This window comes from Sphingomonas olei (assembly GCF_045369765.1).
In the GTDB taxonomy this organism is placed as follows: Bacteria; Pseudomonadota; Alphaproteobacteria; order Sphingomonadales; family Sphingomonadaceae; genus Sphingomonas; species Sphingomonas panaciterrae.
In genome coordinates, this window is record NZ_JBIQEU010000004.1 from 108,151 (window position 1) to 131,662 (window position 23,512).

25 protein-coding genes are annotated in these 23,512 nt (G+C 66.6%); 16 read left to right on the plus strand and 9 right to left on the minus strand.

Annotated features, from left to right (window positions below):
• Positions 1 to 112 precede the first annotated feature (112 nt).
• From ACH0BU_RS06825 to grxD, 6 genes are all read left to right on the plus strand, one after another.
• Complete coding sequence (locus ACH0BU_RS06825; protein ID WP_301091880.1) at positions 113 to 748, plus strand: MBL fold metallo-hydrolase; 636 nt, start codon at positions 113 to 115, stop codon at positions 746 to 748.
• A 37-nt stretch (positions 749 to 785) separates the two neighbouring features.
• Positions 786 to 1,676, plus strand: coding sequence for a thiamine-phosphate kinase (gene thiL, locus ACH0BU_RS06830; protein ID WP_296218046.1), 891 nt, complete (start codon positions 786 to 788; stop codon positions 1,674 to 1,676).
• Between the two features lie 213 nt (positions 1,677 to 1,889).
• Positions 1,890 to 4,070 (plus strand): sodium-translocating pyrophosphatase, encoded by a 2,181-nt coding sequence (locus ACH0BU_RS06835; protein ID WP_296218043.1) that lies wholly within the window; start codon positions 1,890 to 1,892, stop codon positions 4,068 to 4,070.
• Positions 4,071 to 4,140: 70 nt separating this feature from the next.
• Positions 4,141 to 4,464, plus strand: coding sequence for a DUF1476 domain-containing protein (locus ACH0BU_RS06840; protein ID WP_046409108.1), 324 nt, complete (start codon positions 4,141 to 4,143; stop codon positions 4,462 to 4,464).
• Position 4,465: 1 nt separating this feature from the next.
• Complete coding sequence (locus tag ACH0BU_RS06845) at positions 4,466 to 4,699, plus strand: BolA family protein (protein WP_046409109.1); 234 nt, start codon at positions 4,466 to 4,468, stop codon at positions 4,697 to 4,699.
• A 30-nt stretch (positions 4,700 to 4,729) separates the two neighbouring features.
• Positions 4,730 to 5,056 carry a Grx4 family monothiol glutaredoxin gene (gene grxD, locus ACH0BU_RS06850; protein ID WP_046409110.1) on the plus strand — a complete coding sequence of 109 codons (327 nt, stop codon included), beginning with the start codon at positions 4,730 to 4,732 and terminating at the stop codon, positions 5,054 to 5,056.
• Positions 5,057 to 5,176: 120 nt separating this feature from the next.
• On the opposite strand, the gene ACH0BU_RS06855 is transcribed toward grxD, so the two are convergent.
• From ACH0BU_RS06855 to ACH0BU_RS06875, 5 genes are read right to left on the minus strand one after another with little or no spacing between them, the layout of a single operon-like run.
• On the minus strand, positions 5,177 to 5,746 hold the full coding sequence (locus tag ACH0BU_RS06855) for a nucleotidyltransferase family protein (protein ID WP_296218039.1): 570 nt from the start codon (positions 5,744 to 5,746) through the stop codon (positions 5,177 to 5,179).
• A complete protein-coding gene (locus tag ACH0BU_RS06860) occupies positions 5,733 to 6,656 on the minus strand; it encodes an XdhC family protein (protein WP_314470887.1) in 924 nt (307 codons plus the stop codon). Before ACH0BU_RS06860 ends, ACH0BU_RS06855 begins: the two co-directional genes overlap by 14 nt.
• Before the next feature lie 3 nt (positions 6,657 to 6,659).
• Positions 6,660 to 8,864, minus strand: a complete 2,205-nt coding sequence (locus ACH0BU_RS06865; protein ID WP_314470886.1) for a molybdopterin cofactor-binding domain-containing protein — start codon at positions 8,862 to 8,864, stop codon at positions 6,660 to 6,662.
• A complete protein-coding gene (locus ACH0BU_RS06870) occupies positions 8,861 to 9,835 on the minus strand; it encodes an FAD binding domain-containing protein (protein ID WP_296222557.1) in 975 nt (324 codons plus the stop codon). Before ACH0BU_RS06870 ends, ACH0BU_RS06865 begins: the two co-directional genes overlap by 4 nt.
• Positions 9,832 to 10,335: a 2Fe-2S iron-sulfur cluster-binding protein gene (locus ACH0BU_RS06875; protein ID WP_296222566.1), complete on the minus strand. Its 504-nt coding sequence runs from the start codon at positions 10,333 to 10,335 to the stop codon at positions 9,832 to 9,834. The genes ACH0BU_RS06870 and ACH0BU_RS06875 overlap by 4 nt, the downstream gene beginning before the upstream one ends.
• A 90-nt stretch (positions 10,336 to 10,425) precedes the next feature.
• Between ACH0BU_RS06875 and ACH0BU_RS06880 the strand changes: the two genes are divergently transcribed.
• Together ACH0BU_RS06880 and ACH0BU_RS06885 are read left to right on the plus strand one after the other, a co-directional pair.
• Positions 10,426 to 11,415, plus strand: a complete 990-nt coding sequence (locus tag ACH0BU_RS06880; protein ID WP_314470884.1) for a glycerophosphodiester phosphodiesterase family protein — start codon at positions 10,426 to 10,428, stop codon at positions 11,413 to 11,415.
• On the plus strand, positions 11,415 to 11,699 hold the full coding sequence (locus ACH0BU_RS06885; protein ID WP_136450479.1) for a hypothetical protein: 285 nt from the start codon (positions 11,415 to 11,417) through the stop codon (positions 11,697 to 11,699). The genes ACH0BU_RS06880 and ACH0BU_RS06885 overlap by 1 nt, the downstream gene beginning before the upstream one ends.
• A gap of 48 nt (positions 11,700 to 11,747) precedes the next feature.
• Here ACH0BU_RS06885 and ACH0BU_RS06890 read toward each other — a convergent pair whose 3' ends face one another.
• Both ACH0BU_RS06890 and panC read right to left on the minus strand, forming a co-directional pair.
• On the minus strand, positions 11,748 to 12,044 hold the full coding sequence (locus ACH0BU_RS06890; protein ID WP_125945171.1) for a sel1 repeat family protein: 297 nt from the start codon (positions 12,042 to 12,044) through the stop codon (positions 11,748 to 11,750).
• A 72-nt stretch (positions 12,045 to 12,116) separates the two neighbouring features.
• Complete coding sequence (gene panC, locus ACH0BU_RS06895; protein WP_314470881.1) at positions 12,117 to 12,959, minus strand: pantoate--beta-alanine ligase; 843 nt, start codon at positions 12,957 to 12,959, stop codon at positions 12,117 to 12,119.
• Between the two features lie 80 nt (positions 12,960 to 13,039).
• Here panC and ACH0BU_RS06900 point away from each other — a divergent pair, with 80 nt between their 5' ends.
• Both ACH0BU_RS06900 and ACH0BU_RS06905 read left to right on the plus strand, forming a co-directional pair.
• Positions 13,040 to 13,822: a division plane positioning ATPase MipZ gene (locus ACH0BU_RS06900; protein WP_301091766.1), complete on the plus strand. Its 783-nt coding sequence runs from the start codon at positions 13,040 to 13,042 to the stop codon at positions 13,820 to 13,822.
• Positions 13,822 to 14,106: a J domain-containing protein gene (locus tag ACH0BU_RS06905; RefSeq protein WP_136450481.1), complete on the plus strand. Its 285-nt coding sequence runs from the start codon at positions 13,822 to 13,824 to the stop codon at positions 14,104 to 14,106. The genes ACH0BU_RS06900 and ACH0BU_RS06905 overlap by 1 nt, the downstream gene beginning before the upstream one ends.
• A gap of 17 nt (positions 14,107 to 14,123) precedes the next feature.
• Here ACH0BU_RS06905 and ACH0BU_RS06910 read toward each other — a convergent pair whose 3' ends face one another.
• The gene (locus ACH0BU_RS06910; RefSeq protein WP_046409118.1) at positions 14,124 to 15,005 is read right to left on the minus strand and encodes an LOG family protein; all 882 of its coding nucleotides are present in this window, start codon (positions 15,003 to 15,005) and stop codon (positions 14,124 to 14,126) included.
• An 11-nt stretch (positions 15,006 to 15,016) separates the two neighbouring features.
• Positions 15,017 to 15,664 (minus strand): extensin family protein, encoded by a 648-nt coding sequence (locus tag ACH0BU_RS06915; RefSeq protein WP_231621922.1) that lies wholly within the window; start codon positions 15,662 to 15,664, stop codon positions 15,017 to 15,019.
• 225 nt (positions 15,665 to 15,889) lie between these two features.
• Here ACH0BU_RS06915 and ACH0BU_RS06920 point away from each other — a divergent pair, with 225 nt between their 5' ends.
• From ACH0BU_RS06920 to ACH0BU_RS06945, 6 genes are all read left to right on the plus strand, one after another.
• Entirely contained in the window at positions 15,890 to 17,041 is a 1,152-nt protein-coding gene (locus ACH0BU_RS06920) for a phosphoserine transaminase (RefSeq protein ID WP_125945173.1), read from the plus strand.
• A gap of 124 nt (positions 17,042 to 17,165) precedes the next feature.
• Positions 17,166 to 18,743 carry a phosphoglycerate dehydrogenase gene (gene serA / locus ACH0BU_RS06925; protein ID WP_125945174.1) on the plus strand — a complete coding sequence of 526 codons (1,578 nt, stop codon included), beginning with the start codon at positions 17,166 to 17,168 and terminating at the stop codon, positions 18,741 to 18,743.
• Positions 18,744 to 18,785: 42 nt separating this feature from the next.
• Entirely contained in the window at positions 18,786 to 19,037 is a 252-nt protein-coding gene (locus tag ACH0BU_RS06930) for a hypothetical protein (RefSeq protein ID WP_125945175.1), read from the plus strand.
• 63 nt (positions 19,038 to 19,100) lie between these two features.
• Positions 19,101 to 20,198 (plus strand): ATP phosphoribosyltransferase regulatory subunit, encoded by a 1,098-nt coding sequence (locus ACH0BU_RS06935; protein WP_296221819.1) that lies wholly within the window; start codon positions 19,101 to 19,103, stop codon positions 20,196 to 20,198.
• A gap of 110 nt (positions 20,199 to 20,308) precedes the next feature.
• The gene (locus ACH0BU_RS06940) at positions 20,309 to 21,598 is read left to right on the plus strand and encodes an adenylosuccinate synthase (RefSeq protein WP_500263877.1); all 1,290 of its coding nucleotides are present in this window, start codon (positions 20,309 to 20,311) and stop codon (positions 21,596 to 21,598) included.
• Positions 21,599 to 21,692: 94 nt separating this feature from the next.
• Positions 21,693 to 23,507 carry an acyclic terpene utilization AtuA family protein gene (locus ACH0BU_RS06945; protein ID WP_314470870.1) on the plus strand — a complete coding sequence of 605 codons (1,815 nt, stop codon included), beginning with the start codon at positions 21,693 to 21,695 and terminating at the stop codon, positions 23,505 to 23,507.
• Positions 23,508 to 23,512: the final 5 nt, after the last annotated feature.

Consider the following 23,512-nt stretch of genomic DNA (forward strand, 5'->3'; position numbering starts at 1 on the left):
CTGCCTTGCCGTGAGGGCGATCTGCGGGCTAGCAATGTGCGCCGCTCATCCAGCGCAAGTTTTCGAGGAAATGCCCGTGACCGATGCGACCACCGAACCAGCGCTGCGCGCGATGATCGTCCCGGTGACGCCGATCGAGCAGAATTGCACGATCATCTGGTGCACCAAGACGAAGAAGGCGGCGGTGATCGATCCGGGTGGCGACCTGCCCAAGATCAAGGCAGCGCTGGCGCAGGCTGGCGTGACGGCGGAGAAGATCCTGCTGACCCATGGCCATATCGACCATGCCGGCGAGGCGAAGCCGCTGGCCGAGGAGCTTGGCGTGCCGATCGAGGGGCCGCAGGAGGAGGACCGCTTCTGGCTGGCGCGGCTGGGTGACGATGGCCGCAACTGGGGCATCCGCGGCGTCCCGTTCGAGCCGGATCGCTGGCTGGAGGATGGCGACACGGTGACGGTGGGCGAACTGACGCTCGACGTCTATCACACGCCGGGGCACACTGCGGGGCACGTGATTTTCCACCACGCGCCGTCCAAGTTCGCGCAGGTTGGCGACGTGCTGTTCCAGGGCTCGGTCGGCCGTACCGATCTGCCGCAGGGCAATCACAAGACGCTGATCAACTCGATCGTCACCAAGCTCTGGCCGCTGGGCAGCGAGACCGCGTTCATCCCCGGGCACGGCAAGCCTTCCACCTTCGCGCATGAGCGGCAGTGGAACATGTTCGTGAGCGACAGCGCGCTGGAGGCGTGACCCGGCTGGGCCGCCCGGCGGCGCTTGAGACCAGGACATGATGGAAGCCGAATTCATCGCCGCGTTGCGCCGCCTGCCGCTGCATGAGGGGGCGCAGGGGCTGAGCGACGACGTGGCACGGCTGGGCGACCTCGTCATCACCACCGACACGATGATCGCGGGGGTCCACTTCCTGCCCGACGATCCGCCTGGCGATGTGGCGTGGAAGCTGGTGGCGGTGAATTTGTCGGATCTGGCCGCCAAGGGGGCGGAGCCGGTCGGAATCCTGTTGAATTACCCGCTGTCGGATACCGGCTGGGACCGGGCGTTCCTTGCGGGACTGAACGCCTGCCTGTCGGCGCTGGGCTGCCCATTGCTGGGCGGCGACACGGTTGGGCTGCCCGAAGGTGCGGCGCGCGTGCTGACGGTGACGGCTTTTGGTCGGGCCGATGCGGTCCCGGCGCGATCGGGCGCAAAGGCGGGTGACCGTTTGTGGGTGACGGGCACGATCGGCGATGCGGGCGCGGGGTTGAAGGCGGCCCAGCGGGGGGATGGCCCGGATGCGCTGATTGCCGCCTATCGCCGGCCGCGCCCGCGGCTTGCGGAAGGGCGGACGCTCGCCCCGCTGGCGCATGCGATGATGGACGTGTCCGACGGGCTGTTGATCGACGGCTGGCGCATGGCGGCGGCGAGCGGGCTGGCCCTGACCATCGCGCTCGATCGCGTTCCGCTGTCCACCGCCTATCGCAGCTATGCCGGTGACGATGTGCTGGCGGCGGCGACGGCGGGGGATGACTATCAGCTTTTGTGCGCGCTGCCGCCGGAAGTTGCGCCGACCAGCATCGCGACGTGCATCGGCAGCTTTGCTGCGGGCAAGGGACTGGTCCTGACCCAGAACGGAGAGGTTGTTGCCCTGCCGCCGCGGCTCGGCTTCGAGCATCGCGCCTGACCGATCAAAGTCCAGCGTCAGTCAAGACGGGAAATCATCAGTCATCATTGCGGGCAGGACGCCGCTCTGATTGCCCGAAAACCGGCCATTATTGGTGCCTTGCACTTTCCTGCCGCACGGTTACGCTCCGTCATACAAGAACGATAAGCATAGGAGGCCGGCGGTTACCGCCCGGGGGCGGGGCCGATCGGCCACGTTAGGGGAAGGAACGCGATGACCACGGTCTATATCGCCATCCTCTGCGGCCTGCTGGCCGTGGTCTATGGCATCGTCACCAGCCAGCAAGTCCTACGAGCCTCTCCGGGCAATGAACGGATGCAGGACATCGCCGCCGCCATTCAGGAAGGGGCGAAGGCCTATCTTGGCCGCCAATATACCACGATTGCCATCGTCGGCGTGGTCGTCGCCGTCATCATCTTTGCGACCCTGGGCGTCCTCTCGACGGTCGGGTTCCTGATCGGCGCAGTGCTGTCGGGCGTTGCCGGCTATGTCGGCATGAATATCTCGGTGCGCGCCAACGTTCGTACGGCAGAGGCTGCGCGGGGCACGCTGCAGGGCGGATTGACGATGGCGTTCCGCTCCGGCGCGGTCACCGGGATGCTGGTGGCGGGGCTGGGATTGCTCGCGATTGCGGGATTCTTCTGGTATCTGACCGGGCCGGGCGGCTACGCGCCCAACGCGCGCGTGATCATCGAGGCGCTGACCGCACTGGCGTTCGGCGCATCGCTCATTTCCATCTTTGCGCGGCTCGGCGGCGGCATCTTCACCAAGGCCGCTGACGTCGGCGCCGATCTGGTCGGCAAGGTCGAGGCGGGCATCCCCGAGGACGACCCCCGCAACCCGGCGGTGATCGCCGACAATGTGGGCGACAATGTCGGCGATTGCGCGGGCATGGCCGCGGACCTGTTCGAAACCTATGTCGTGACGCTGGGCGTGACGATGATCTCGATCGCGCTGCTGATCCAGGCATCGCCCGCCGAACTGATGAACCTGATGAGCCTGCCGCTGATCGTCGGCGGCGTGTGCATCATCACCTCGATTATCGGCACCTACATGGTGCGGCTGGGATCGAAGGGGTCGATCATGGGCGCGCTGTACAAGGGGTTCTGGACCTCCGCGCTGCTCGCCATTCCGGCGATCTATGTCGCCACACAGCTGACGCTCGGCGACCTGAACGTGCCGATTGGCGCCGCTGGCTTCCTTGAGGCGACCAGCGACACGATCGTCAGCGGGGCGGGCGATCTTACCGTGACAGAGGTCACTGGCGCGCCGGCGGCGGACGCATTCACCGGCATGGACCTGTTCTGGTGCATGTTGATCGGCCTGGCGGTGACGGGCCTGATCGTGTGGATCACGGAATATTACACGGGCACCAATTACCGCCCCGTCAAGTCGATCGCCAAGGCGAGCGAGACCGGCCATGGCACCAACGTCATCCAGGGGCTGGCGATCAGCCTGGAGGCGACCGCGCTGCCGACGCTGGTGATCGTGATCGCGGTGGTGGCGACGTACAAGCTCGCAGGCGTGATCGGCATCGCCTTTGCCGCCACTTCGATGCTGGCGCTGGCCGGGATGGTCGTCGCGCTGGATGCTTATGGCCCGGTGACGGACAATGCCGGCGGTATCGCGGAGATGGCCGGCCTGGAGGACGAGGTTCGCCACAAGACGGACGCGCTGGACGCGGTCGGCAATACGACCAAGGCGGTGACCAAGGGCTATGCCATCGGGTCTGCCGGGCTGGCTGCGCTGGTGTTGTTCGGCGCCTATACCACTGACCTGCAGACCTATTTTCCCGACATCGCGGTCGATTTCAGCCTGTCCAACCCGTACGTCATCGTCGGGCTGCTGCTCGGCGCGCTGCTGCCGTATCTGTTCGGGGCGTTCGGTATGACCGCGGTCGGCCGGGCGGCAGGTGCGGTGGTCGAGGAAGTGCGCGACCAGTTCCGCAACAATCCCGGGATCATGGAGGGGACGAGCCGGCCCAATTACGGCCGCACCGTCGATCTGGTCACCCGCGCGGCGATCCGCGAGATGATCATACCGTCGCTGCTGCCGGTATTGTCGCCGATCGTGCTGTATTTCGTGGTGACCGCGGTGGATGGCCAGGCGTCGGGATTCGCCGCGCTTGGCGCGATGCTGCTGGGCGTGATCGTCTCCGGCCTGTTTGTCGCGCTGTCGATGACCAGCGGCGGCGGCGCGTGGGACAATGCCAAGAAATATATCGAGGACGGCAATTACGGCGGCAAGGGATCGGAGGCGCACAAGGCGGCCGTGACCGGCGACACCGTGGGTGACCCGTACAAGGATACCGCCGGTCCGGCGGTCAATCCGATGATCAAGATCACCAACATCGTGGCATTGCTGTTGCTGGCGGCGCTGGCCGGCGGCGGCTGAGGCAGCAGCAATATTGCGTCGGGCCGCTGCGCTGCCTATCCCGGGTTGAAATAGGAGCAACGCAGCAGCCATGACCACATTCGACGATCGCGAGCGCGCCTTCGAGACCAAGTTCGCGCGCGACGAGGACCTTGCCTTCCGCATCATCGCCCGGCGCAATCGCCTGCTTGGCCAGTGGGCGGCCGGGTTGATGAAGCTGACGCCCGAGGAAGCGGACGCTTATGCCAAGACGGTGGTGCACGCCGACCTGGAGGAAGCGGGCGATGGTGACGTGATCCGCAAGCTGGTCGGGGATCTGACCGCAGCTGGCGTCGACATCGGCGAGGCCGAGGTGCGTGAGGCGCTCGACAAGCAGACCGTCGAGGCGCGCCGCCAGCTGATGGAAGCACAATAACGTGCCCATGGCGGCGGACGAAATCGCGGCGTTGATCCGCGAGGGGATTCCCGATGCCGAGGTCGAGATCACCGATCTGGCCGGCGACGGCGATCATTATGCCGCGCGGGTGACCGCGGCGTCCTTCGCCGGCATGTCGCGGGTGAAGCAGCATCAGGCGGTCTATGCCGCGCTGGGTGGTCGCATGGGCGGGGTACTACACGCCTTGCAGTTGACGACGGGCGTGCCGAAATAACGGCCAGCCGCTTCACGCGAAGGACAAAGAATGACTGACGATACCAACGCCCGCATCGACGCGGTGGTGAAGAACAACCCCGTGGTGCTGTTCATGAAGGGCACGCCGCTGTTTCCGCAGTGCGGCTTTTCCAGCCGGGCGGTGGCTATCCTCCAGCATCTGAACGCCGATTTCGAGAGCGTCGACGTGTTGCAGGATCAGGCGATCCGGCAGGGCATCAAGGCCTATTCGGACTGGCCCACGATCCCGCAGCTGTACGTCAACGGCGAGTTCGTCGGTGGATCGGACATCATGATGGAAATGTACGAGAGCGGTGAGCTGGCCGAGCTGATCAAGGACGGGCCCAAGGCTGCCTGATTGATTATCCACCGGAAGGGTGCGCGGTACTAATGTGCTCCCTTCCGGCTGGAACGTGCGACTGGCTCGATCCTGGCGCGCGCCTGGCTGGCCGTTCCTGCCCCAGCGCTGCTCCGGCGATCAGGCCAGTGAGCGCAATTGTTCCAGCGTATCGATGTCCACCAGCTCTTCCGCGGGTGCATGAACGTGCTTCCCGCGGCGAATGATGTCGCGGGCGCCACTATCACCGGAGAGGCGTTCCAACAGTGGGAGAAGGGCGCAACCGAACACGGCCGGTGGGCGTGGAGCGTCGCCATCCGTGGAGGCGACGATAGCCGAGGGTCCATCCGCCGCCGCCAGTAGTCGCTGGATGTGACCGGCGGTGACGCGGGGCATATCGGACAGCACGACGAGCAGCGCCTGCGGCTTCACTTCGGCGGCACGCCGCACGCCCAATCGCAGCGATGACGCCATGTCACCCACCGGATCGTCATTCACGATCGTGGCATAGCCGTGGCTGGCATAATCGATGAGGCTCCACCTGACGACGGCGAGCCGGGCGTGAAAGGGAAGAACCGCTAGCGTCTCCACGACATGGATACCCAGCGGTCGCCCCTCCAGCACGGCGTCTAGCTTGCTCGGACCAGCACCGAAGCGCCGCGACTGGCCCGCTGCGAGCAGGAGGAGCGCGGTGTCCTCAGCCGCGATCATGGAAGGCCTTCACCATCGCGCCGGCGATGGAGAGGGCGATTTCGGCCGGCCCGATCGCGCCGATATCGAGCCCGACGGGACCGTCGATTCGCGCCAGATCATCGGCCGAGACACCGGCCTCCGCGAGCCGCTGCAGCCGCGCGGCGTGGCTCTTGCGGCTGCCGAGCGCGCCGACATAGCCGGTATTGGCGGCGAGTGCGGCGACAAGCGCCGGGTCGTCGATTTTGGTATCGTGGCTGAGCGTTACCACTGCTGTCGAGGGCCCGGGCTTGTATGCCTCGACGGCCTCGTCGGGCCAGCGATCGTCGAGCGCCGTATCGGGGAAGCGTTCCTCGGTGAGGAAGCGGCCGCGCGGGTCGACCACTACCGTCTCGATCCCTAGCGTGCGGGCGAGGCCGACGAGCGACTGGGCAATCTGCACTGCGCCGACAACGATCAGCCGGCGGGGCGGATCGTAGCGGTTGGCGAAGATCTCGCCCGTTTCGACAGGGCGCAGGTCGCTGTGGCCGGTCGAAAGGTCGGTGGTGACGGTGAGCGACTCGCCGTCCGCGCGGGCCTCGATGATGCGGTCGAACAGTTCGGGGTCGAACCCCTCTGCCGAGACCGGTTGCACCATCACGCTGATCTCGCCGCCGCACGGCAGGCCGACTTCCCACGCGCTGGCGTCGGCGACGCCGTATTTCTTCACCGCAAACGGCGCGCCGGCAATCACCTGCGCTGCGGTGTCGAGGATGTCGCCTTCGACGCAGCCGCCGGAGACTGAACCTTCGAAGCGGCCGTCCTCATGCACCAGCATGTGGCTGCCGCGGGGGCGGGGGGCTGAACCCCAGGTGGAGACGACCGTGGCGAGCGCCATGCGGGCGCCCTTCCACGATTGAGCCGCGGAGAGGACGCTGTCGTTATCGGCCATGGATCACACCGGTGGGAGATGAGGGAGAAGTTTGTCGAGCGTCACGGGCATGTCGTAGATGCGCACGCCGGTGGCATTGTGGATCGCGTTGACGATCGCGGCGCCCGAGCCGGCGATGCCGAGCTCGCCGACGCCCTTCGCGCCGACCGGATTGGCGGAATCGTCGATTTCCTCGATGAAATACGCTTCGATCTGCGGCACGTCGGCATTCACGGCGACGTGATATTCGCCGAAATCGGGGTTCACGAAGCGACCGTTGCGGGTGTCGACCACGCCATCTTCGCTCAGCGCATAGGCAAGGCCCCAGACCATGCCCCCAACGATCTGGTTCTTCGCGGTCTTTACGTTGAGCACGCGGCCGATATCGAACACGCCGAGCATCCGGCGCACGCGCACCTCGCCGGTGACGGCGTTGACCGCGACTTCGGCGAATTGCGCGCCGTGACTTGCCTGGCTGGTCGCCTGCGATTCTTTGCCGGGCGAGGTCTTGCCCTTGGCGGCGATCGGCGAGCCACGGACGAGATCGGCAAGCGGACTGGTACGGGTGCCGGCGGCGACGACGCCGTCCTTGAGGCGCATGTCCTCCGGCGCCGCATTCATGCGGCGGCCGAGCTCGGCCAGAATGTCCTCGCAGGCGAGCGCGGCGGCGGCGCAGGCGCTGCCCGCGCCGAACGAGCCGCCGGAGCCGGCGCTTGGCGGCAGATCGCTGTCGCCGATCACGACGTCGATCGCCTCGATCGGCAGACCGAGCATGTCGCCGACCGTCTGCGCAAGGACCGTGTAGGTGCCGGTGCCGATATCGGTCATGTCGGTACGCACGGTGGCGCGGCCGTCATCGCCAAGGATCACCTCGGCCTCGGCATTGACGGTGAAATTGCCGCGCAGTGCCGCGGCCATGCCCATGCCGATGAGCCATTCGCCCTCGCGCCGGCTCCCGGGCGTCGCCTCGCGCCGATCCCAGCCGAAACGGCGCGCGCCCTCCTCGTAGCAATCGAGCAGGCGGCGGGTGGAGAAGCGCTTGCCGGTGGTGGGATCGCGGGGCGGCTCGTTGCGACGGCGCAGCTCGATCGGGTCCAGGCCAAGCGCCTCGGCCAGTTCGTCCATCGCGCATTCGACCGCGAAGGTGCCGATCGCCTCGCCCGGCGCGCGCACCGCGCCCGTTGCGGGCAAGTCGATCCGGGCAAGATCGGTGCGGAAACGGCGTGCCTCGCCGGCGTAGAGCGGCAACGTGCCGAACGGCACCGGCTCCAGAAAGGCGCTGTCGTCATTCTGATAGGCGACGCTTTCATGGCCGATCGCGCTGATCCGTCCCTCATGATCAGCGCCGATGCGCAGCCGCTGCGTCGTCGGTGAGCGATGATGGACCATATAGGCGGTCTGTCGACGGCTGAGCGCGACCTTCACGGGGCGGCCGATTTTCTCCGCGGCGATGGCGGCGAAGATCACCTCCGGGCCGACGCCGGTCTTCCCGCCGAACCCGCCACCGACATAGGGTGCGACGACGCGGACGCGATCAGCGTCGATGCCAAGCGCGGTGGCGATCGTGGACTTGGCCGCGCCGATCACCTGATTGCTGGAGCGGACGATGAGTTTGTCGCCCTCCCACCAGGCGGTGGTAGCATGCGGCTCGAGCGCGGCGGGGAAGTGGATCGGGGTCGTATAGGTGCGGTCGATCACCACCTCGGCAGCGGCGAGCGCCGCGTCGAGATCGCCGCGGTTCACCGGCGGAAGGAAGCCGAGCTTGTGATCCTGCTGGACCTCCACGTCGGCGGCGTCGAAGCGGCCGGGCGATTCCTCGTAGCTGACGGCCACGAGGCGGGCGGCGGCGCGGGCCGCCTCCTGCGTCTCTGCAACGACGATGGCGACGCCCTGGCCGTAGTGGAACACCTCGTCCTTGCCGATCGCGGACATGGCGCGCGAGTTGCCCTCACCGGTCGGCATGCGCGGATCGCCATGGATGACCGCGATCACGCCGGGCGCAGCCTCTGCCTCGGTCGCATCCACGCCGGTCACCCGGCCGCGGCCGATGCTGGACTGCACGACGGCGAGGTAGGCGGTGTTTTCCGGTGCCTGCTCGAAGGCATAGGGCGCCGCGCCGCTGACCTTTTCGCGTGCTTCGTAGCGGTCGATCGGCTTGCCGAGCAGGCCCTGCTGCGCGCGGTCGAGGGCGGCGGGACGATAGGGCGCGTCCATCGCGAGATCGTTCATGCCGGCTCCCCGGTAAGGTCACGCAGCGCGGTGACGAGCACGCGCCGGGTGAGCGGGATCTTGAAATCATTGTGGCCGAAGCCGCGGGCGCCGGTGAGCAGCGCGTCGGCGGCGGCATCGAAGGTGGCTTGTTCGGCCGGCTTTCCCATCAGCGCAGCCTCCACCGCGGGATCGCGCCATGGCTGGTGTGCAAGGCCACCTAAGGCGAGCGCCGCATGGGTAATCGTGCCGTTCTCCACCGCGACGACCCCGGCGACCGAGACCAGCGCGAAAGCATAGGAGGCGCGGTCACGTACCTTGCGGTAAAGCTGCCGCGCGCCGGGGGGCGGGGCGGGAAGAGCGATGTGGGTGATGAGTTCGCCCGGTTCCAGCACCGTCTCGATATGCGGCGTGTCGCCGGGCAGGCAGTAGAAATCGCCGAGCGGGATGCGGCGGCGATCGCCGTCGGGCTTCAGCGTGACGACGGTCGCGTCGAGCGCCCGCATCGCGACGGGCATGTCGCCAGGGTGGGTAGCGATACACTGGTCGCTGGTGCCGAGGATCGCGTGGATTCGGTTGAACCCGTCGATCGCATCGCAGCCTCTGCCGGGGTCGCGTTTGTTGCACGCGGCGTGGGTGTCGTAGAAGAAATAGCAGCGGGTGCGCTGGAGGAGGTTGCCGCCAGTGGTCGCCTTGTTGCGGAGCTGGCCCGAGGCGCCGGCAAGCAGCGCGCGGCTGAGCGCCGGATACAGGGCGATGACGCGCGGGTCGGCGGCAAGATCGCTGTTCGGCACCAATGCGCCGATCAGCAGGCCGCCGTCCTGTTCCTCGATCGTATTCAGATCGAGCCGGCTGATGTCGACCAGCCTTTCCGGCGTTTCCACCTGCAGCTTCATCAGGTCGAGCAAATTGGTGCCGCCAGCGATGAAGCGGCCGCCGGCGCGAACGGCGGCTTCGGGGCTCTCCGCGCGGGTGTAGTCGAAGGTCTTCACGCCTCCTGCTCCTGCGCATGTACGTCGCGGATGGCATCGACGATGTTGGGATAGGCGGAGCAGCGGCAGATGTTGCCGCTCATCCGCTCGCTGATCTCCGCATCATCCAGCGCCGGGGCGGAAAGATCGTCGGTGGCATGGCTGGGCCAGCCTCTGGCCACTTCATCCAGCATGCCGACCGCCGAGCAGATCTGCCCCGGCGTGCAATAGCCGCATTGATAGCCGTCATGGCGGACGAACGCCGCCTGCATCGGATGAAGTGCATCGGCGCTGCCGAGCCCCTCGATCGTCAGGATGTCATCATCCTGGTGCATCACGGCCAACGTGAGACACGCATTGATCCGCCGCCCGTTGACCAGCACTGTGCAGGCACCGCACTGGCCATGATCGCAGCCCTTCTTGGTGCCCGTCAGGGCAAACTCCTCGCGGAGGACGTCGAGGAGCGAGGCGCGGATGTCGGGATCGGCCTCGCGCTTGCTGCCGTTGATGGTGAAGCGCATGGCGATACTATGCGCCACTCGCCGAGACGATCCAAGTATATCCCGATAATTCTTGTTATGGCGCTGGCAGCTTGTGGATCCACGTCGCAAATGGAGCCGATGACTTTCGTTCCTTCCTTGTCGTCACCGATTGTGATTGCTCATCGCGGTGCTTCCGGAGAGCGCCCGGAGCACACGATTGCCGCCTATCAACTCGCGATCGCGCAAGGTGCGGATGTGATCGAGCCCGATCTGGTGCCGACCAGCGATGGTGTGCTGGTGGCGCGCCACGAGAATGAGATCAGCGAGACGACCGACGTCGCGGACCATCCGGAATTCGCCGATCGCCGCACGACCAAGACGATCGACGGCAAGGAACTGACCGGCTGGTTCACCGAGGATTTCACGGTCGCGGAGCTGAAGACATTGCGCGCCAAGGAGCGGCTGCCGCTGATGCGACCGGGCAACCGGGACTATGACGGCACGGAGACGATCCCGACCTTCGACGAGGTGATCGCGCTGGCCAAGAAGCACGGCGTGGGGATCTACCCCGAGACGAAGCATCCGACCTATTTCGCATCGATCGGCAAGGGGACGGACGCTCCGCTGGTGGAGGCGCTGCGCCGTGCCGGATGGGACAGCGCCGATGCGCCAGTGTTCATCCAGTCGTTCGAGGTCGCGAACCTCGAGCGGCTGAAGGGCATGACGAGTGTGCGGCTGATCCAGCTGGTCGATGGGAAGGGCGGGCCGGCGGATGGCGCCGCGCCAAGCTATGCCGCGATGATGACGTCGGCCGGGTTGAATGCGGTAGCGGGCTACGCGTGGGGCATTGGGCCTAACAAGGCGATGCTTTGGGATGGCTCAGCGCCGACCAGGCTGGTCAGCGACGCCCATGCAGCCGGCCTGCGCGTCCATCCCTGGACGTACCGCGCGGAGAATTACTTCCTTCCCGTCCCCTATCGACAAGGGATCAACCCGCGCGGCCACGGTGACTTGGCCGCCGAGATTTCGGCAGCGCTTCGCCTTGGTATCGACGGATTCTTCACCGATTTTCCCGCAACAGGCGTAAAGGTGCGCGATCAGGCGCGGGGAGTGAAGTGATGCGTAAAACAATTCTGATCGCGGCGGCCGCGATCATCCCGCTCGCCACTGGCGGCTGCGTTCGCACAGCCGCGAGCGTCGTGACGGCGCCGTTCAAGGCAGCCGGGAAGGTGGTCGACTGGTCCACCACGAGTCAGGAGGAGGCCGACCGCAATTACGGCCGCAAGATGCGCAAGGCCGAAGCGCGCGAAGGCAAGGAGCGGCGCGAGTGGCAGAAGCGCTGCCGCAAGGATCCGGAAACGTGCGGTCCCTATGACGGCTTCGTCGCCGGCCGGGATCGCTGAGCGAGCGGCAGGTCCGCAGGTGCTACGCGCGCCCCTGAAGCGACGGCGCTAGGCGGCGCGGCGCTGCGCCTGGGCGATGATCGCACGGGCCGCGCGCTGGGCCACCGCTATGTCGCGGGCCGGCATGTCATCGGCGATTTCGGCGCGGGCTGCCTGGGCCGCGACGTGTCCGGCGACGGCGGCCAGATTGAACCATTTGTGGGCTTCGATCAGGTCGTATTCCGCGCCGTTGGTGCCGGTGGAATAGGCAACGCCCAAATCGTAGCAGGCATCATCATCGCCGCGCAGCGCATCGCTGAGCCGGCTGTTGATCAGAAAACGCGCACTTTCGAGACTGTTACCCATTTCCCTCGCCCCATGTTCATGTCCCCATGCGGCGACATTGGCGCGATTCGTGTATCAAAATGGTTAACGCGCTCAGTCGAGCGTGACAGCAATGTTGTCGATCAGCCTGGTCTGTCCCATCCGGGCGGCGGCGAGCAGGCGGCGGGGGCGATCAGCGCCCGGGTTGGCGGCCAGCGTCTCAGCGTCGACCAAAGTGACATAATCGACGGTGAACCCGGCTGCGACGAGGCTCGTCTGCGCTTCTGCTGCTGCTTCCTCTGCGGGGATGCCGCGGGCGATCGCGCGGGCGGCGACGCCGAGCGCGCGGGGCAGGGCCACCGCCTTGGCGCGTTCTTCCTCGTCGAGGTAGATGTTGCGCGACGACAGGGCCAGGCCGTCATCATCGCGCTGCGTCGGCACGCCCACGATGTCGATCGTGAAGTCGAGATCGCTCACCATCCGGCGGATCACCTGCAATTGCTGGTAGTCCTTTTCGCCGAAGAAGGCGGCGTCCGGCGAAACCTGGTTGAACAGCTTCGTCACCACCGTCGCGACGCCGTCGAAATGTCCGGGGCGTGACGCGCCGTCCAGCGTCTCGCTCACGCCTGCGACGCTGACGGTCGACGCAAAGCCGTCCGGGTACATGGTTTCGACGGTCGGCAGCCACAGCAGGTCGCAGCCCGCCTCTACCAGCATCCGCGAATCGGCGGCCTCGCGCCGGGGATAGCGCGCCAGATCCTCGTTCGGGCCAAATTGCGTCGGGTTGACGAAGATCGAGGCAACAACCTTGGTCCCGGCCCGCTTTGCCGCGTCAATCAATGCGATATGCCCGGCGTGAAGCGCCCCCATGGTAGGCACGAGCGCGATGCGCGCACCCTCTGCACGGAAGGCGGCGATTGCGGCGCGCAGCTCGTTCAGGTCACGGACAGTCTGCACGCCGATGAAACTCCACTCGAAACGGAACGGGCGGGCATCTATGGGGATCGGTGGACGCGATCAACAAAGGATGCGACGATTTGCCGACCGGTTCCGACAATACTCACGTGATCGTGTTCGCTAACGAGAAGGGCGGGACGGGCAAGTCGACCACCGCCGTTCACGTAGCGATTGCGTTGTCCGTGCGGGGCGCGCGCGTCACCTGCCTTGATCTCGATCATCGCCAGCGCACCATGGGACGCTATCTCGACAACCGGGCCGAGACGGTTCGTCGCACCGGATCGGCGCTGATGATCCCGCGCTATCGGACGGCGCACGAGGATTTCGAGGAAGCGTACGAGGACATGCTGCGCGACAGCGACTTTCTGGTGATCGATACACCGGGACGTGACGATCCATATGCACGTGCCGCCGCGACGCGGGCAGACACGCTGGTGACACCGATGAACGACAGCTTCGTCGATTTCGATCTGATCGGGCAAGTCCATCCCGAGACGTTCAAGGTCACGCGGCCGAGCTTCTACTCCGAACTGATCTGGGATGCGCGCAAGGCGCGGGCGAAGGCCGACGGGTCAACGATCGACTGGGTCGTGCTGCGCAACCGCTTGCAGCATATCGAGGCGCGTAACATGCGGCGCGTGTCCGAAGCACTCGACCAGTTGGCGAAGCGGGTCGGCTTTCGCATCATCCCTGGCCTTGGCGAGCGTGTGATCTATCGCGAGTTGTTCCCGTCGGGGCTGACGATGCTGGATACCAAGGATTTTGGCGGCATGGGGCTGGGCCATGTCGCCGCGCGGCAGGAACTGCGCGAGATGATGTCGGGATTGTCGCTGCCTGAACCCGCCACGCCGCTCGTCGCGTGATGCTGAAGCTCATCTTGGCGCTGCTGGTCGCTTATGCCGGGTGGCGATTGTGGAAGAATGGTTGGGGCGGAAAGTCGGTCAAGCGGCGGGTGGTGATGGCTGAGCCGGGGGATGCAGTGGCGGCGCGACGCTTGCTGGGGGTGGACCGACAGGCGGATGAGGCAACGATCCGCGCGGCGCATCGCCGTCTGATGGCGGAAGCGCATCCCGATCGTGGTGGCTCGCCCGAACAGGCGCGCGCGCTGAATGCCGCGCGCGACCTGTTGTTGCAGCGCGCGGGCTGATCGATCAGCCCGCGCCGTCAGGCGGCGGTTGCTTCCTTGTCCGCCCGCTCCTGGTAGAAGCGCTGGACGACCGCCCAGCCCTCGGCCGCGCTTTCGACATAGGTGAAGATGCCCAGATCACGTTCGGAGATCACGCCTTCCTCTACCAGTGCGTCGAAGTTCACCACGCGCTCCCAGAATTCGCGGCCGAACAGCAGCACGGGGATGGGCGCGACCTTTCCGGTCTGGATCAGGGTCAGCAGCTCGAACAGTTCGTCGAAGGTGCCAAAGCCCCCCGGGAAGGCGGCCAAGGCACGCGCGCGCAGCAGGAAGTGCATCTTGCGCAGCGCGAAATAGTGGAACTGCATCGACAGTGACGGCGTCACATAGGGATTGGGCGCCTGTTCGTGCGGCAGGACGATGTTCAGGCCGATTGATTCGGCGTGAACGTCCGCCGCGCCGCGGTTCGCGGCTTCCATGATCGACGGACCGCCGCCCGAGCACACGACGAAGTGCCGCTTGCCCTGTTCGTCGCGCGGGAAGTTGCTGGCGAGTCGGGCGAGCTCGCGCGCCATGTCGTAATATTTGGACTTGGCGACTAGTCGCTCGGCGATGTGGCGATGCTCGGGATCGGCCATCTCCAGCATCGCCTGCGCCTTTTCCGGCTCGGGGATGCGTGCGGAGCCGTACACCACGAACGTGGACCCGATATGGGCCTCTTCCAGCAGCAGTTCGGGTTTCAAAAGCTCCAGCTGAAAACGCACCGGCCGCAGATCCTCGCGCAGCAGGAAGTCCATGTCCTGGAAGGCGAGGCGGTAAGCCGGGTTTTCGGTCTGGGGGGTGGAGATGCCGGTCTTGGCCGACTCGGCATCCTGGCGCGCACGGGGAAAGGTGCGGCTCGGTACGCGGGTTTCTGTCATTTCGTCGGCCTTTAACGACAGAAATTGGCCTTGTCGTCCTCCAGATGGAAGTGGTTGCGATGGGCGCTGTTATAGTTTGGGCCAAGCACCGTGCCGAACCGGCGGCAGGCGGACGCAGTGATCGTGCGCATGAACTGGCGGATGGCAGGATCGGGCGAGTTCCAGTCGTTGAGCACGGTAATCCGCCGCCCGTCCTTCAGAACGAAACCGCCGATGTCGATCGCATTGGCGACCGAATGGCCGGAGCGGCGACCGGTGCCGGCAACGTTGCGGCAATTGTATGTGCCCATGCTTTCGATCTTTGCCAGTTCGCTGCCCAGTATCTGGTAAGCCGCGGGCGCAACGGCATTGCGCGCCCACCGCGCATAGGTGCGCGCCGCGCCGCATCGCACGGCGCCAAGGTTTGTTGTCGGCACGCCGATGTCGAGCAGCTTCACTGTGCCGATTACGCCGCAGCCGGGCCCGAACTGGCGATCGGGCAGCGGTTCATAAGCAACGCCGATCTCGCGCAGGTCGCGGTGGCATTGCGCGGTTTCGCGTGACGATGGCCCCTCGATTCGCGGCGCGGGGGTGCGCCGATCGGACCGCGCCGGCGGCTCCGAGCGGCCGCACGCGGCGAGGCTCGCCGCCAGCGCGAGCATGATGAAGGTACGCAACACTTCCCCCGATCGCGATGAACTGTTTGACGCGCCGCTCTTTTCTTGCCGGTTTTGTCGCTCAGGAAAAGCGGTGGTTGGGGCGCGCAGGTTGAATGGTGGGTAGCAGAGGACGAAGCGAGTCGATCGCACTTTATCGCGGTTGCCACGTTGTCCCCGGTTCACTAGAGCCGTCGGCGGGCCACGCGGTCCCAACGCCGCGCGTGCTCTCTGTAAGGAGAGTCAGACATGACTGATACGACGCTCGCCGACGCCACCATTGCGCCTGCGAAACCCGCCACGAAACCGGCGCGACCCTATTTTTCCTCGGGCCCCTGCGCAAAGCCGCCGGGCTGGGATGCCGCCAAGCTGGCCGATGCCACGCTCGGTCGTTCGCACCGCTCCAAGATCGGCAAGCAGCGCCTTCAATATTGCATCGATCTGATGCGCGAGCTGCTGAAGCTGCCTGACACGCACCGCATCGGCATCGTTCCGGGCTCCGACACCGGTGCCTTCGAAATGGCGATGTGGACGATGCTGGGCGCCCGCCCCGTCACCGCGCTTGCCTGGGAGAGCTTCGGCGAAGGCTGGGTGACGGACGCCGTCAAGCAGCTGAAGATCGACCCCACCGTCATCCGCGCCGATTACGGCCAGCTGCCGGATCTCGGCCAGGTCGATTGGTCGAACGACGTGCTGTTCACCTGGAACGGCACCACCAGCGGCGTTCGCGTGCCGAACGGCGACTGGATCGCTGACGATCGCGAGGGCCTGTCCTTCGCCGACGCGACCAGCGGCGTGTTCGCGTACGACCTGCCGTGGGACAAGATCGATGTCGCCACCTTCTCCTGGCAGAAGGTGCTGGGCGGCGAAGGCGCGCATGGCGTGCTGATCCTTGGCCCGCGCGCGGTCGAGCGGCTTGAAACCTACACGCCGGCCTGGCCGCTGCCCAAGGTGTTCCGCCTCGTTTCGAAGGGCAAGCTCGCCGAGGGCGTGTTCAAGGGCGAGACAATCAACACCCCCTCGATGCTGGCGGTTGAAGACGCGATCTTCTCTCTCGAATGGGCAAAGTCGCTGGGCGAGAACGGCCTCATCGCGCGATCCGATGCGAACGCCAAGGCGCTCGACGAGATTGTTGCCGCGCGCGACTGGCTCGGGCACCTCGCGGCCGAGCCAGCCTCGCGCTCGACCACGAGCGTCTGCCTGACGGTCGATGCCGAGGAAGCGGTGATCAAGAAGATGGTCTCGCTGCTCGAGGCAGAGGGCGCCGCTTATGACATCGGCGGCTATCGCGATGCCCCTCCGGGCCTGCGCATCTGGTGCGGCGCCACGGTCGACACCGCGGACATTGTCGCGCTCGGCCCGTGGCTCGACTGGGCCTACGCGACGGCCAAGGCGGCCTGAGACCACCCACTCCCTTGCGTTACCCCGGGCTTGATCCGGGGTCACGCTTCTTCTCACCGTAGCGCCGCAGATGGCGGGGCCCCGGCTTCAGGCCGGGGCGACGGTGCAGGCAAAGGACTATCCCATGCCCAAGGTTCTTATCAGCGACAAAATGGATCCCAAGGCCGCGCAGATCTTTCGCGAGCGCGGCGTGGAAGTGGACGAGATCACCGGCAAGACGCCGGACGAGCTGAAGGCGATGATCGGCCAATATGATGGTCTGGCGATCCGCAGCTCGACCAAGGTCACGAAGGACATCCTCGAGGCGGCGACCAACCTGAAGGTTGTGGGCCGCGCCGGAATCGGCGTCGACAATGTCGACATCCCCGCGGCCAGCGCCAAGGGCGTGGTGGTGATGAACACCCCGTTTGGCAATTCGATCACCACTGCCGAGCACGCCATTGCCCTCATGTTCGCGCTGGCGCGTGATCTGCCGGAGGCGGATCGCTCGACCCAGGCGGGCAAGTGGGAGAAGAACCGTTTCATGGGCGTCGAGGTCACCGGCAAGACGCTGGGGCTGATCGGCGCGGGCAACATCGGCTCGATCGTCGCCGATCGCGCGCTCGGGCTGAAGATGAAGGTCGTCGCCTACGATCCGTTCCTGACCGAAGAGCGTGCGATCGAGCTTGGCGTGCAGAAGGTCACGCTGGACGAGCTGCTGGCGCGTGCCGACTTCATCACGCTGCACACGCCGCTGACCGATCAGACGCGCAACATCCTGTCGGCCGAGAATCTCGCCAAGACCAAGAAGGGCGTGCGGATCATCAACTGCGCGCGCGGTGGCCTGATCGACGAGGCGGCGCTGAAGCAGGGCCTCGACAGCGGCCATATCGGCGGCGCGGCGCTCGACGTGTTCGTCACTGAGCCGGCGAAGGAAAGCCCGCTGTTCGGCACGCCGAACTTCATCTCCACGCCGCACCTCGGCGCGTCGACCACCGAAGCGCAGGTGAACGTCGCCATTCAGGTGGCCGAGCAGATGGCGGACTATCTCGTGTCGGGCGGCGTCACCAACGCGCTCAACATGCCCAGCCTGACGGCCGAGGAAGCGCCCAAGCTGAAGCCCTACATGAGCCTTGCCGAAAAGCTCGGCAGCCTCGTCGGCCAGCTGGCGCATGGCGCGATCGATCGCATCTCGATCCACATGGAAGGCGCCGCGGCGGAGCTGAACCCGAAGCCGCTGACCAGCGCGGTGCTGAAGGGCTTCCTCGGCACGCAGACCGACACGGTGAACATGGTCAACGCGCCGCTGCTCGCGCGCGAGCGGGGCATGGAAGTGCGCGAGATCCGCACCGAGCGTGAGGGCGATTACCACACGCTGCTTCGCGTCTCGGTCCGCACCGCGGATGGCGAGCGTTCGGTCGCGGGCACTTTGTTCGGCGATCAGGCCGCGCGCCTCGTCGAGCTGTTCGGCATCAAGGTCGAGGCCGATCTGACCGGCGCGATGCTGTACGTCGTGAACGAGGACGCACCGGGATTCATCGGCCGTCTGGGCACCACGCTGGGCGAGGCCGGGGTGAACATCGGCACCTTCCATCTCGGCCGCCGTCAGGCGGGTGGCGAGGCGGTGCTGCTGTTGTCGGTGGACCAGCCGGTGACGGCGGAACTGCTGGCGACCGTGAAGGCGCTGCCGGGGGTGAAGACCGCGATGGGGCTTCGCTTCTAAGCCCTTTTGCCCGGAGCCAGCGCGGCCTTCTTCCGGAGAAGAATGGCCGCGCCTGGCATCATTTCGGCGATGATCCGGCCGCGGCACCTGGTGTCGCGGCCGGATCGGTTTTTCGGCCCCCCGCGGGCGCCCAATACAGGCGCGCGCATCATCGAGGTTGACGGCGGCACCCGTGCGGGCAACGAGGCGCGCGACGTCGCCCGATCGCTTTGGTCGGGCGGCCATGCTTTCGCGTCATCGCGCGGCGGTGCGCTGCGCAGGATGATGAATTTGAACGAGGTGCCTTTCAGATGATCGCCGTGGTGCTGTCGACTGCTCCTTTCCCGTGCGCCGATCTGATCGGGGCGAGCGCGTAAGATGACGACGCTGCTCCCCGAGGGGTTTCGCGATCGCCTGCCGCCGCATGCCGATGCGTCGGCGGCGGTCGAATCGCGCGTGCTCGCGGTCGCCCATTCCTATGGCTATGAGCGGGTCGACTCGCCGCTGGCGGAATTTGCCGATAGCCTCGCCTCGCGCCTGAAGGACGGCGGCCTCGCCGATGCGGTTCGCTTCGTCGATCCGGTCAGCCAGCGCACGATGGCGATCCGCCCCGACATCACGGCGCAGGTCGCGCGGATCGCGGCGACGCGCATGGCGCACCACCCGCGCCCGGTGCGGCTGAGCTATGCCGGGTCGGTGCTGAAGCTGCGCGGCGGGGCATTGCAGCCCGATCGCGAGGCGCGGCAGATCGGGTGCGAGCTGATCGGCCTCGATTCGGTCGCCGCCGCGCGCGAGGTCGTGACGGTGGCAGTCGAGGCACTGGCGGCGGCGGGCGCGACCGGCGTGTCGGTCGACTTCACCTTGCCCGACCTGGTCGAGACGCTGTCGTCCGGTCCGCTGCCGGTCAGCGATGTCGAGCAGTTGCGCGACCGGCTGGATGCCAAGGATGCGGGCGCCGTCGCGGCGCTGGCGCCGGAATATCTGCCGCTGATCGAGGCGGCGGGGCCGTTCGACGCGGCGATTGCGCGGCTGCGGGCGTTCGACAGTGCTGGCGTCCTGTCATCGCGACTCGACGGGCTGGAGGCGATTTCGAGGGCGCTTGGCGGCCGCGCCACGCTGACGCTGGATCCGACCGAGCGGCATGGCTTCGAATATCAGACCTGGCTTGGTTTCTCGCTGTTCGCGCAAGGGGCGACGCGCGAGGTCGGGCGGGGCGGTACCTACACGCTGATGCATGAGGATGGCGCGGAGGAGGCGGCGACCGGCTTCTCGCTGTTCGCCGCATCGATCGCTGGCGATAGCGCGGGCAAGCGCCGGCGATTGTTCCTGCCGCTCGGCACGTCGGAAGCGGATGGCGCCGCGATGCGTTCTGCCGGCTGGGCGACGGTTGCCGCGCTTGCCGCCGGTGACACGCCCGAAGCGCAACTGTGCACCCACCTGTTCGTTGATGGTGAGGCCCGGCCGTTGGCTGGTTGACAGCGGCGTCGCGCCACGGCTACCGGCGCGGCGCATTTATGGACCCTTCTGGTCGCCGAGTCCTGTCGAAGGGCGGCCAGGATCATCCCGGCAGGGGGAGTATTGTATCCATGGCGAATGTTGCGGTGATCGGCGCCCAATGGGGTGACGAGGGCAAGGGCAAGATCGTCGACTGGCTGGCCGAGCGTGCCGACATGGTCGTCCGCTTCCAGGGCGGCCACAATGCCGGCCACACATTGGTCGTGGGCGAAAACGTCTACAAGCTGTCACTGCTGCCGTCGGGTATCGTGCGTGGCACGCCATCGGTGATCGGCAATGGCGTGGTGCTCGATCCCTGGGCGCTGAAGGCCGAGGTCGAGAAACTGTCGGGGCAGGGCGTGATGGTGTCGCCCGACACGCTGCGCATCGCCGATACCTGCGCGTTGATCCTGCCGTTCCACCGCGATCTCGACGGGCTGCGCGAGGATGCGAGCGGCGCCGGCAAGATCGGTACCACCCGCCGCGGCATTGGCCCCGCGTATGAGGACAAGGTCGGCCGCCGCGCGCTGCGCGTGTGTGACCTCGCGCATCTCGACGATCTCGATCCGCAACTCGACCGCCTGACGGCGCATCACGACGCGCTGCGCGCCGGATTCGGCGAGCCGCCGATCGATCGCGAGCGGTTGCTGACCGACCTGCGCGAGATTGCGGACTTCGTCCTGTCCTTCGCCAAGCCGGTGTGGCGTGACCTGAACGAGGCACGCGCCGCCGGCCGGCGCATCCTGTTCGAAGGCGCGCAGGGCGTGCTGCTCGACATCGATCACGGCACCTATCCGTTCGTCACCTCGTCCAACACGATCGCGGGCACCGCGGCGGGCGGCTCCGGCCTCGGGCCGGGTGCGGTCGGCTTCGTGCTGGGTATCGCCAAGGCGTACACCACGCGTGTCGGCTCCGGCCCGTTCCCGACCGAGCTCGACAATGAGACCGGCGAGCGGCTGGGAACGCGCGGGCATGAGTTCGGCACCGTCACCGGACGCAAGCGCCGTTGCGGCTGGTTCGACGCGGTGCTGGTGCGCCAGTCCGCAGCGGTCAGCGGCATCACCGGCATCGCGCTGACCAAGCTGGACGTGCTCGACGGGTTCGAGACGATCTCGATCTGCACCGGCTATCGCTTGCGCGGCGAGACGCTGGTTTATTTCCCGTCGCACGCGGCCGATCAGGCCGCGGTCGAGCCGATCTACGAGACGATGGAAGGCTGGTCGCAGTCGACGGCCGGCGCACGCAGCTGGGCCGACCTGCCGGCGCAGGCGATCAAATACATTCGCCGTGTCGAGGAGCTGATCAACTGCCCGGTCACGCTGGTGTCGACCAGCCCGGAGCGTGAGGACACGATCCTGGTCCGCGATCCGTTCGCCGACTGAGTGACACCACCCTCCCTGCGCAATGCGGGGAGGGGCGGTTTGCCTGCGTGCCGCTTTCCGTTACGGCTCTCCGCAAAACAAGCGGGAGAGTGAGATGGCCAAGGTGGTCAGGATCGGCGGTGCGGGCGGATTCCTCGGGGACAGTTCGGTCGCGGCGCCGCAATTGCTGGCAGGCGGCAAGCTCGATTACATGATCCTCGACTATCTGGCGGAAGCCACAATGGCGCCGCTGGGCCAGTTGAAGCAGGTGCGCCCGGACCAGGGCTATGCGCGCGATTTCACCGAATGGGTGTGGAAGGACAATCTGCGCGAGTTCAAGGCACAGGGCGTCCGCATCGTGACGAACGCGGGTGGCGTGAACCCGCAGGCCTGCCGCGCGCGGATGGAGGAGCTTGCCGCGGAAGCCGGGCTTTCCTTCCGGACCGCAATCGTCACCGGCGATGACCTGATCGGGCGAGTTCCCGACTTCGCCGCGGGCGGCGTGGTCGAGATGTTCAACGACGCGCCCTTTCCCGATCCGAAGAAGGTGTGGACCGCCAACGCCTATCTTGGCGGGGGGCCGATCGCGGCGGCGCTGGCGGCGGGTGCGGAGGTGGTCATCACCGGGCGCGTGGTCGACAGCGCGCTGACACTCGGCCCGCTGATGCATGAATTCGGCTGGGGGCCGGACGATCACGATCGGCTGTCGGCGGGATCGCTGGCGGGACATGTGATCGAATGCGGCGCGCAGGCGACCGGCGGGCTGTTCACCGACTGGGAGAAAGTGCTCGACTGGGCGCACATCGGCTATCCGGTGATCGAGTGCCATGAGAACGGCGATTTCATCGTCACCAAGCCGGAGGGGACGGGCGGGCTCGTCTCGGCAGCCGCCGTTGCCGAGCAGATCCTGTACGAAGTGGGCGATCCGCAGGCCTATGCGCTGCCCGACGTGGTGTGCGATTTCTCGCAGCTGAGCGTCACCGAAGAGGGCGAGCACCGCGTGCGCGTGTCCAACGCCAGGGGTTATCCGCCGACCGGCAAGCTCAAGACCTGCGTCACGTTTGAGAACGGGCATCGCTTTATCGGCATCATGCCGGTGGTCGGGCGCGACGCGGCGAAGAAGGCGCAGGCGCAGGCACAAGCGGTGCTGACCCGCGTTGGCGAGATGCTGCGCGGGCGCAACCTGCCGCCGCTGCGCGATACGCGGGTCGAATTGCTGGGGACCGAGGCGAGCTATGGCGCGCAGGCCAATCCGGCGCTGTCCGCGACGCGCGAGGTGATCGCGCGGATCGGGGCGGAGCATGAGGATGCCGAGGCGCTCGGCATCATGATGCGTGAGTTTGATTCGCCCACCACGTCGATGAGCGTGGGTTCGACCGGGTGGTTCGGCGCCCGGCCGACGATCTCGCCGGTGGCGCAGGTGTTTTCGTTCCTGGTCGATGGAGCGTCGGTGAACGCCAGCGTGTCGCTGGGCGGGGAGACGATCACCGTTGCCAACCCGGCGCCGGCGACGCCGTTCGATCCGGCGATGATCGCGCGGCCGCAGGTGGATGATGAGGCGCCGGCGATTGGCGCTGACGAGGAGATGGTCGAGGTTCAGCTGATCGACCTTGCCTGGGCCCGCTCGGGCGACAAGGGCAATGCGTTCAACGTCGGCGTGATCGCGCGGCGGCCGGAATATCTGCCGTGGATCCGCGCCGGGCTGACCGAGGACGCGGTGCAGGCGTTCTTCGCGCATGAGTTCGAAGGGGCGAGCCATCCCGAGGTTCGCCGGTACGAGCTGCCGGGGATGAATGCGATCAACCTGCATTGCATCCAGTCGCTGGGCGGGGGGCAGTTCGCCAGCCTGCGGCTCGATGCGCTGGCCAAGGGCAAGGCGCAGCAATTGCTGGACATGAAGGTGAAGGTGCCGCGGCGACTGGTCGGCTGAGCGAG

Coding starts and splice junctions, on each gene's coding strand:
- ACH0BU_RS06910 (WP_046409118.1), bottom strand. CDS start 15,005: ATGACAGAAACCCGCGTACCGAGCCGCACCTTTCCCCGTGCGCGCCAG.
- serA (WP_125945174.1), top strand. CDS start 17,166: ATGCCCAAGGTTCTTATCAGCGACAAAATGGATCCCAAGGCCGCGCAG.
- ACH0BU_RS06930 (WP_125945175.1), top strand. CDS start 18,786: ATGGCCGCGCCTGGCATCATTTCGGCGATGATCCGGCCGCGGCACCTG.
- ACH0BU_RS06860 (WP_314470887.1), bottom strand. CDS start 6,656: ATGGCCGATAACGACAGCGTCCTCTCCGCGGCTCAATCGTGGAAGGGC.
- grxD (WP_046409110.1), top strand. CDS start 4,730: ATGACTGACGATACCAACGCCCGCATCGACGCGGTGGTGAAGAACAAC.
- ACH0BU_RS06880 (WP_314470884.1), top strand. CDS start 10,426: ATGGAGCCGATGACTTTCGTTCCTTCCTTGTCGTCACCGATTGTGATT.
- ACH0BU_RS06935 (WP_296221819.1), top strand. CDS start 19,101: ATGACGACGCTGCTCCCCGAGGGGTTTCGCGATCGCCTGCCGCCGCAT.
- ACH0BU_RS06885 (WP_136450479.1), top strand. CDS start 11,415: ATGCGTAAAACAATTCTGATCGCGGCGGCCGCGATCATCCCGCTCGCC.
- ACH0BU_RS06890 (WP_125945171.1), bottom strand. CDS start 12,044: ATGGGTAACAGTCTCGAAAGTGCGCGTTTTCTGATCAACAGCCGGCTC.
- ACH0BU_RS06945 (WP_314470870.1), top strand. CDS start 21,693: ATGGCCAAGGTGGTCAGGATCGGCGGTGCGGGCGGATTCCTCGGGGAC.
- ACH0BU_RS06855 (WP_296218039.1), bottom strand. CDS start 5,746: ATGATCGCGGCTGAGGACACCGCGCTCCTCCTGCTCGCAGCGGGCCAG.
- ACH0BU_RS06920 (WP_125945173.1), top strand. CDS start 15,890: ATGACTGATACGACGCTCGCCGACGCCACCATTGCGCCTGCGAAACCC.
- ACH0BU_RS06875 (WP_296222566.1), bottom strand. CDS start 10,335: ATGCGCTTCACCATCAACGGCAGCAAGCGCGAGGCCGATCCCGACATC.
- ACH0BU_RS06840 (WP_046409108.1), top strand. CDS start 4,141: ATGACCACATTCGACGATCGCGAGCGCGCCTTCGAGACCAAGTTCGCG.
- ACH0BU_RS06940 (WP_500263877.1), top strand. CDS start 20,309: ATGGCGAATGTTGCGGTGATCGGCGCCCAATGGGGTGACGAGGGCAAG.
- ACH0BU_RS06865 (WP_314470886.1), bottom strand. CDS start 8,864: ATGAACGATCTCGCGATGGACGCGCCCTATCGTCCCGCCGCCCTCGAC.
- thiL (WP_296218046.1), top strand. CDS start 786: ATGATGGAAGCCGAATTCATCGCCGCGTTGCGCCGCCTGCCGCTGCAT.
- ACH0BU_RS06835 (WP_296218043.1), top strand. CDS start 1,890: ATGACCACGGTCTATATCGCCATCCTCTGCGGCCTGCTGGCCGTGGTC.
- ACH0BU_RS06905 (WP_136450481.1), top strand. CDS start 13,822: ATGCTGAAGCTCATCTTGGCGCTGCTGGTCGCTTATGCCGGGTGGCGA.
- ACH0BU_RS06825 (WP_301091880.1), top strand. CDS start 113: ATGATCGTCCCGGTGACGCCGATCGAGCAGAATTGCACGATCATCTGG.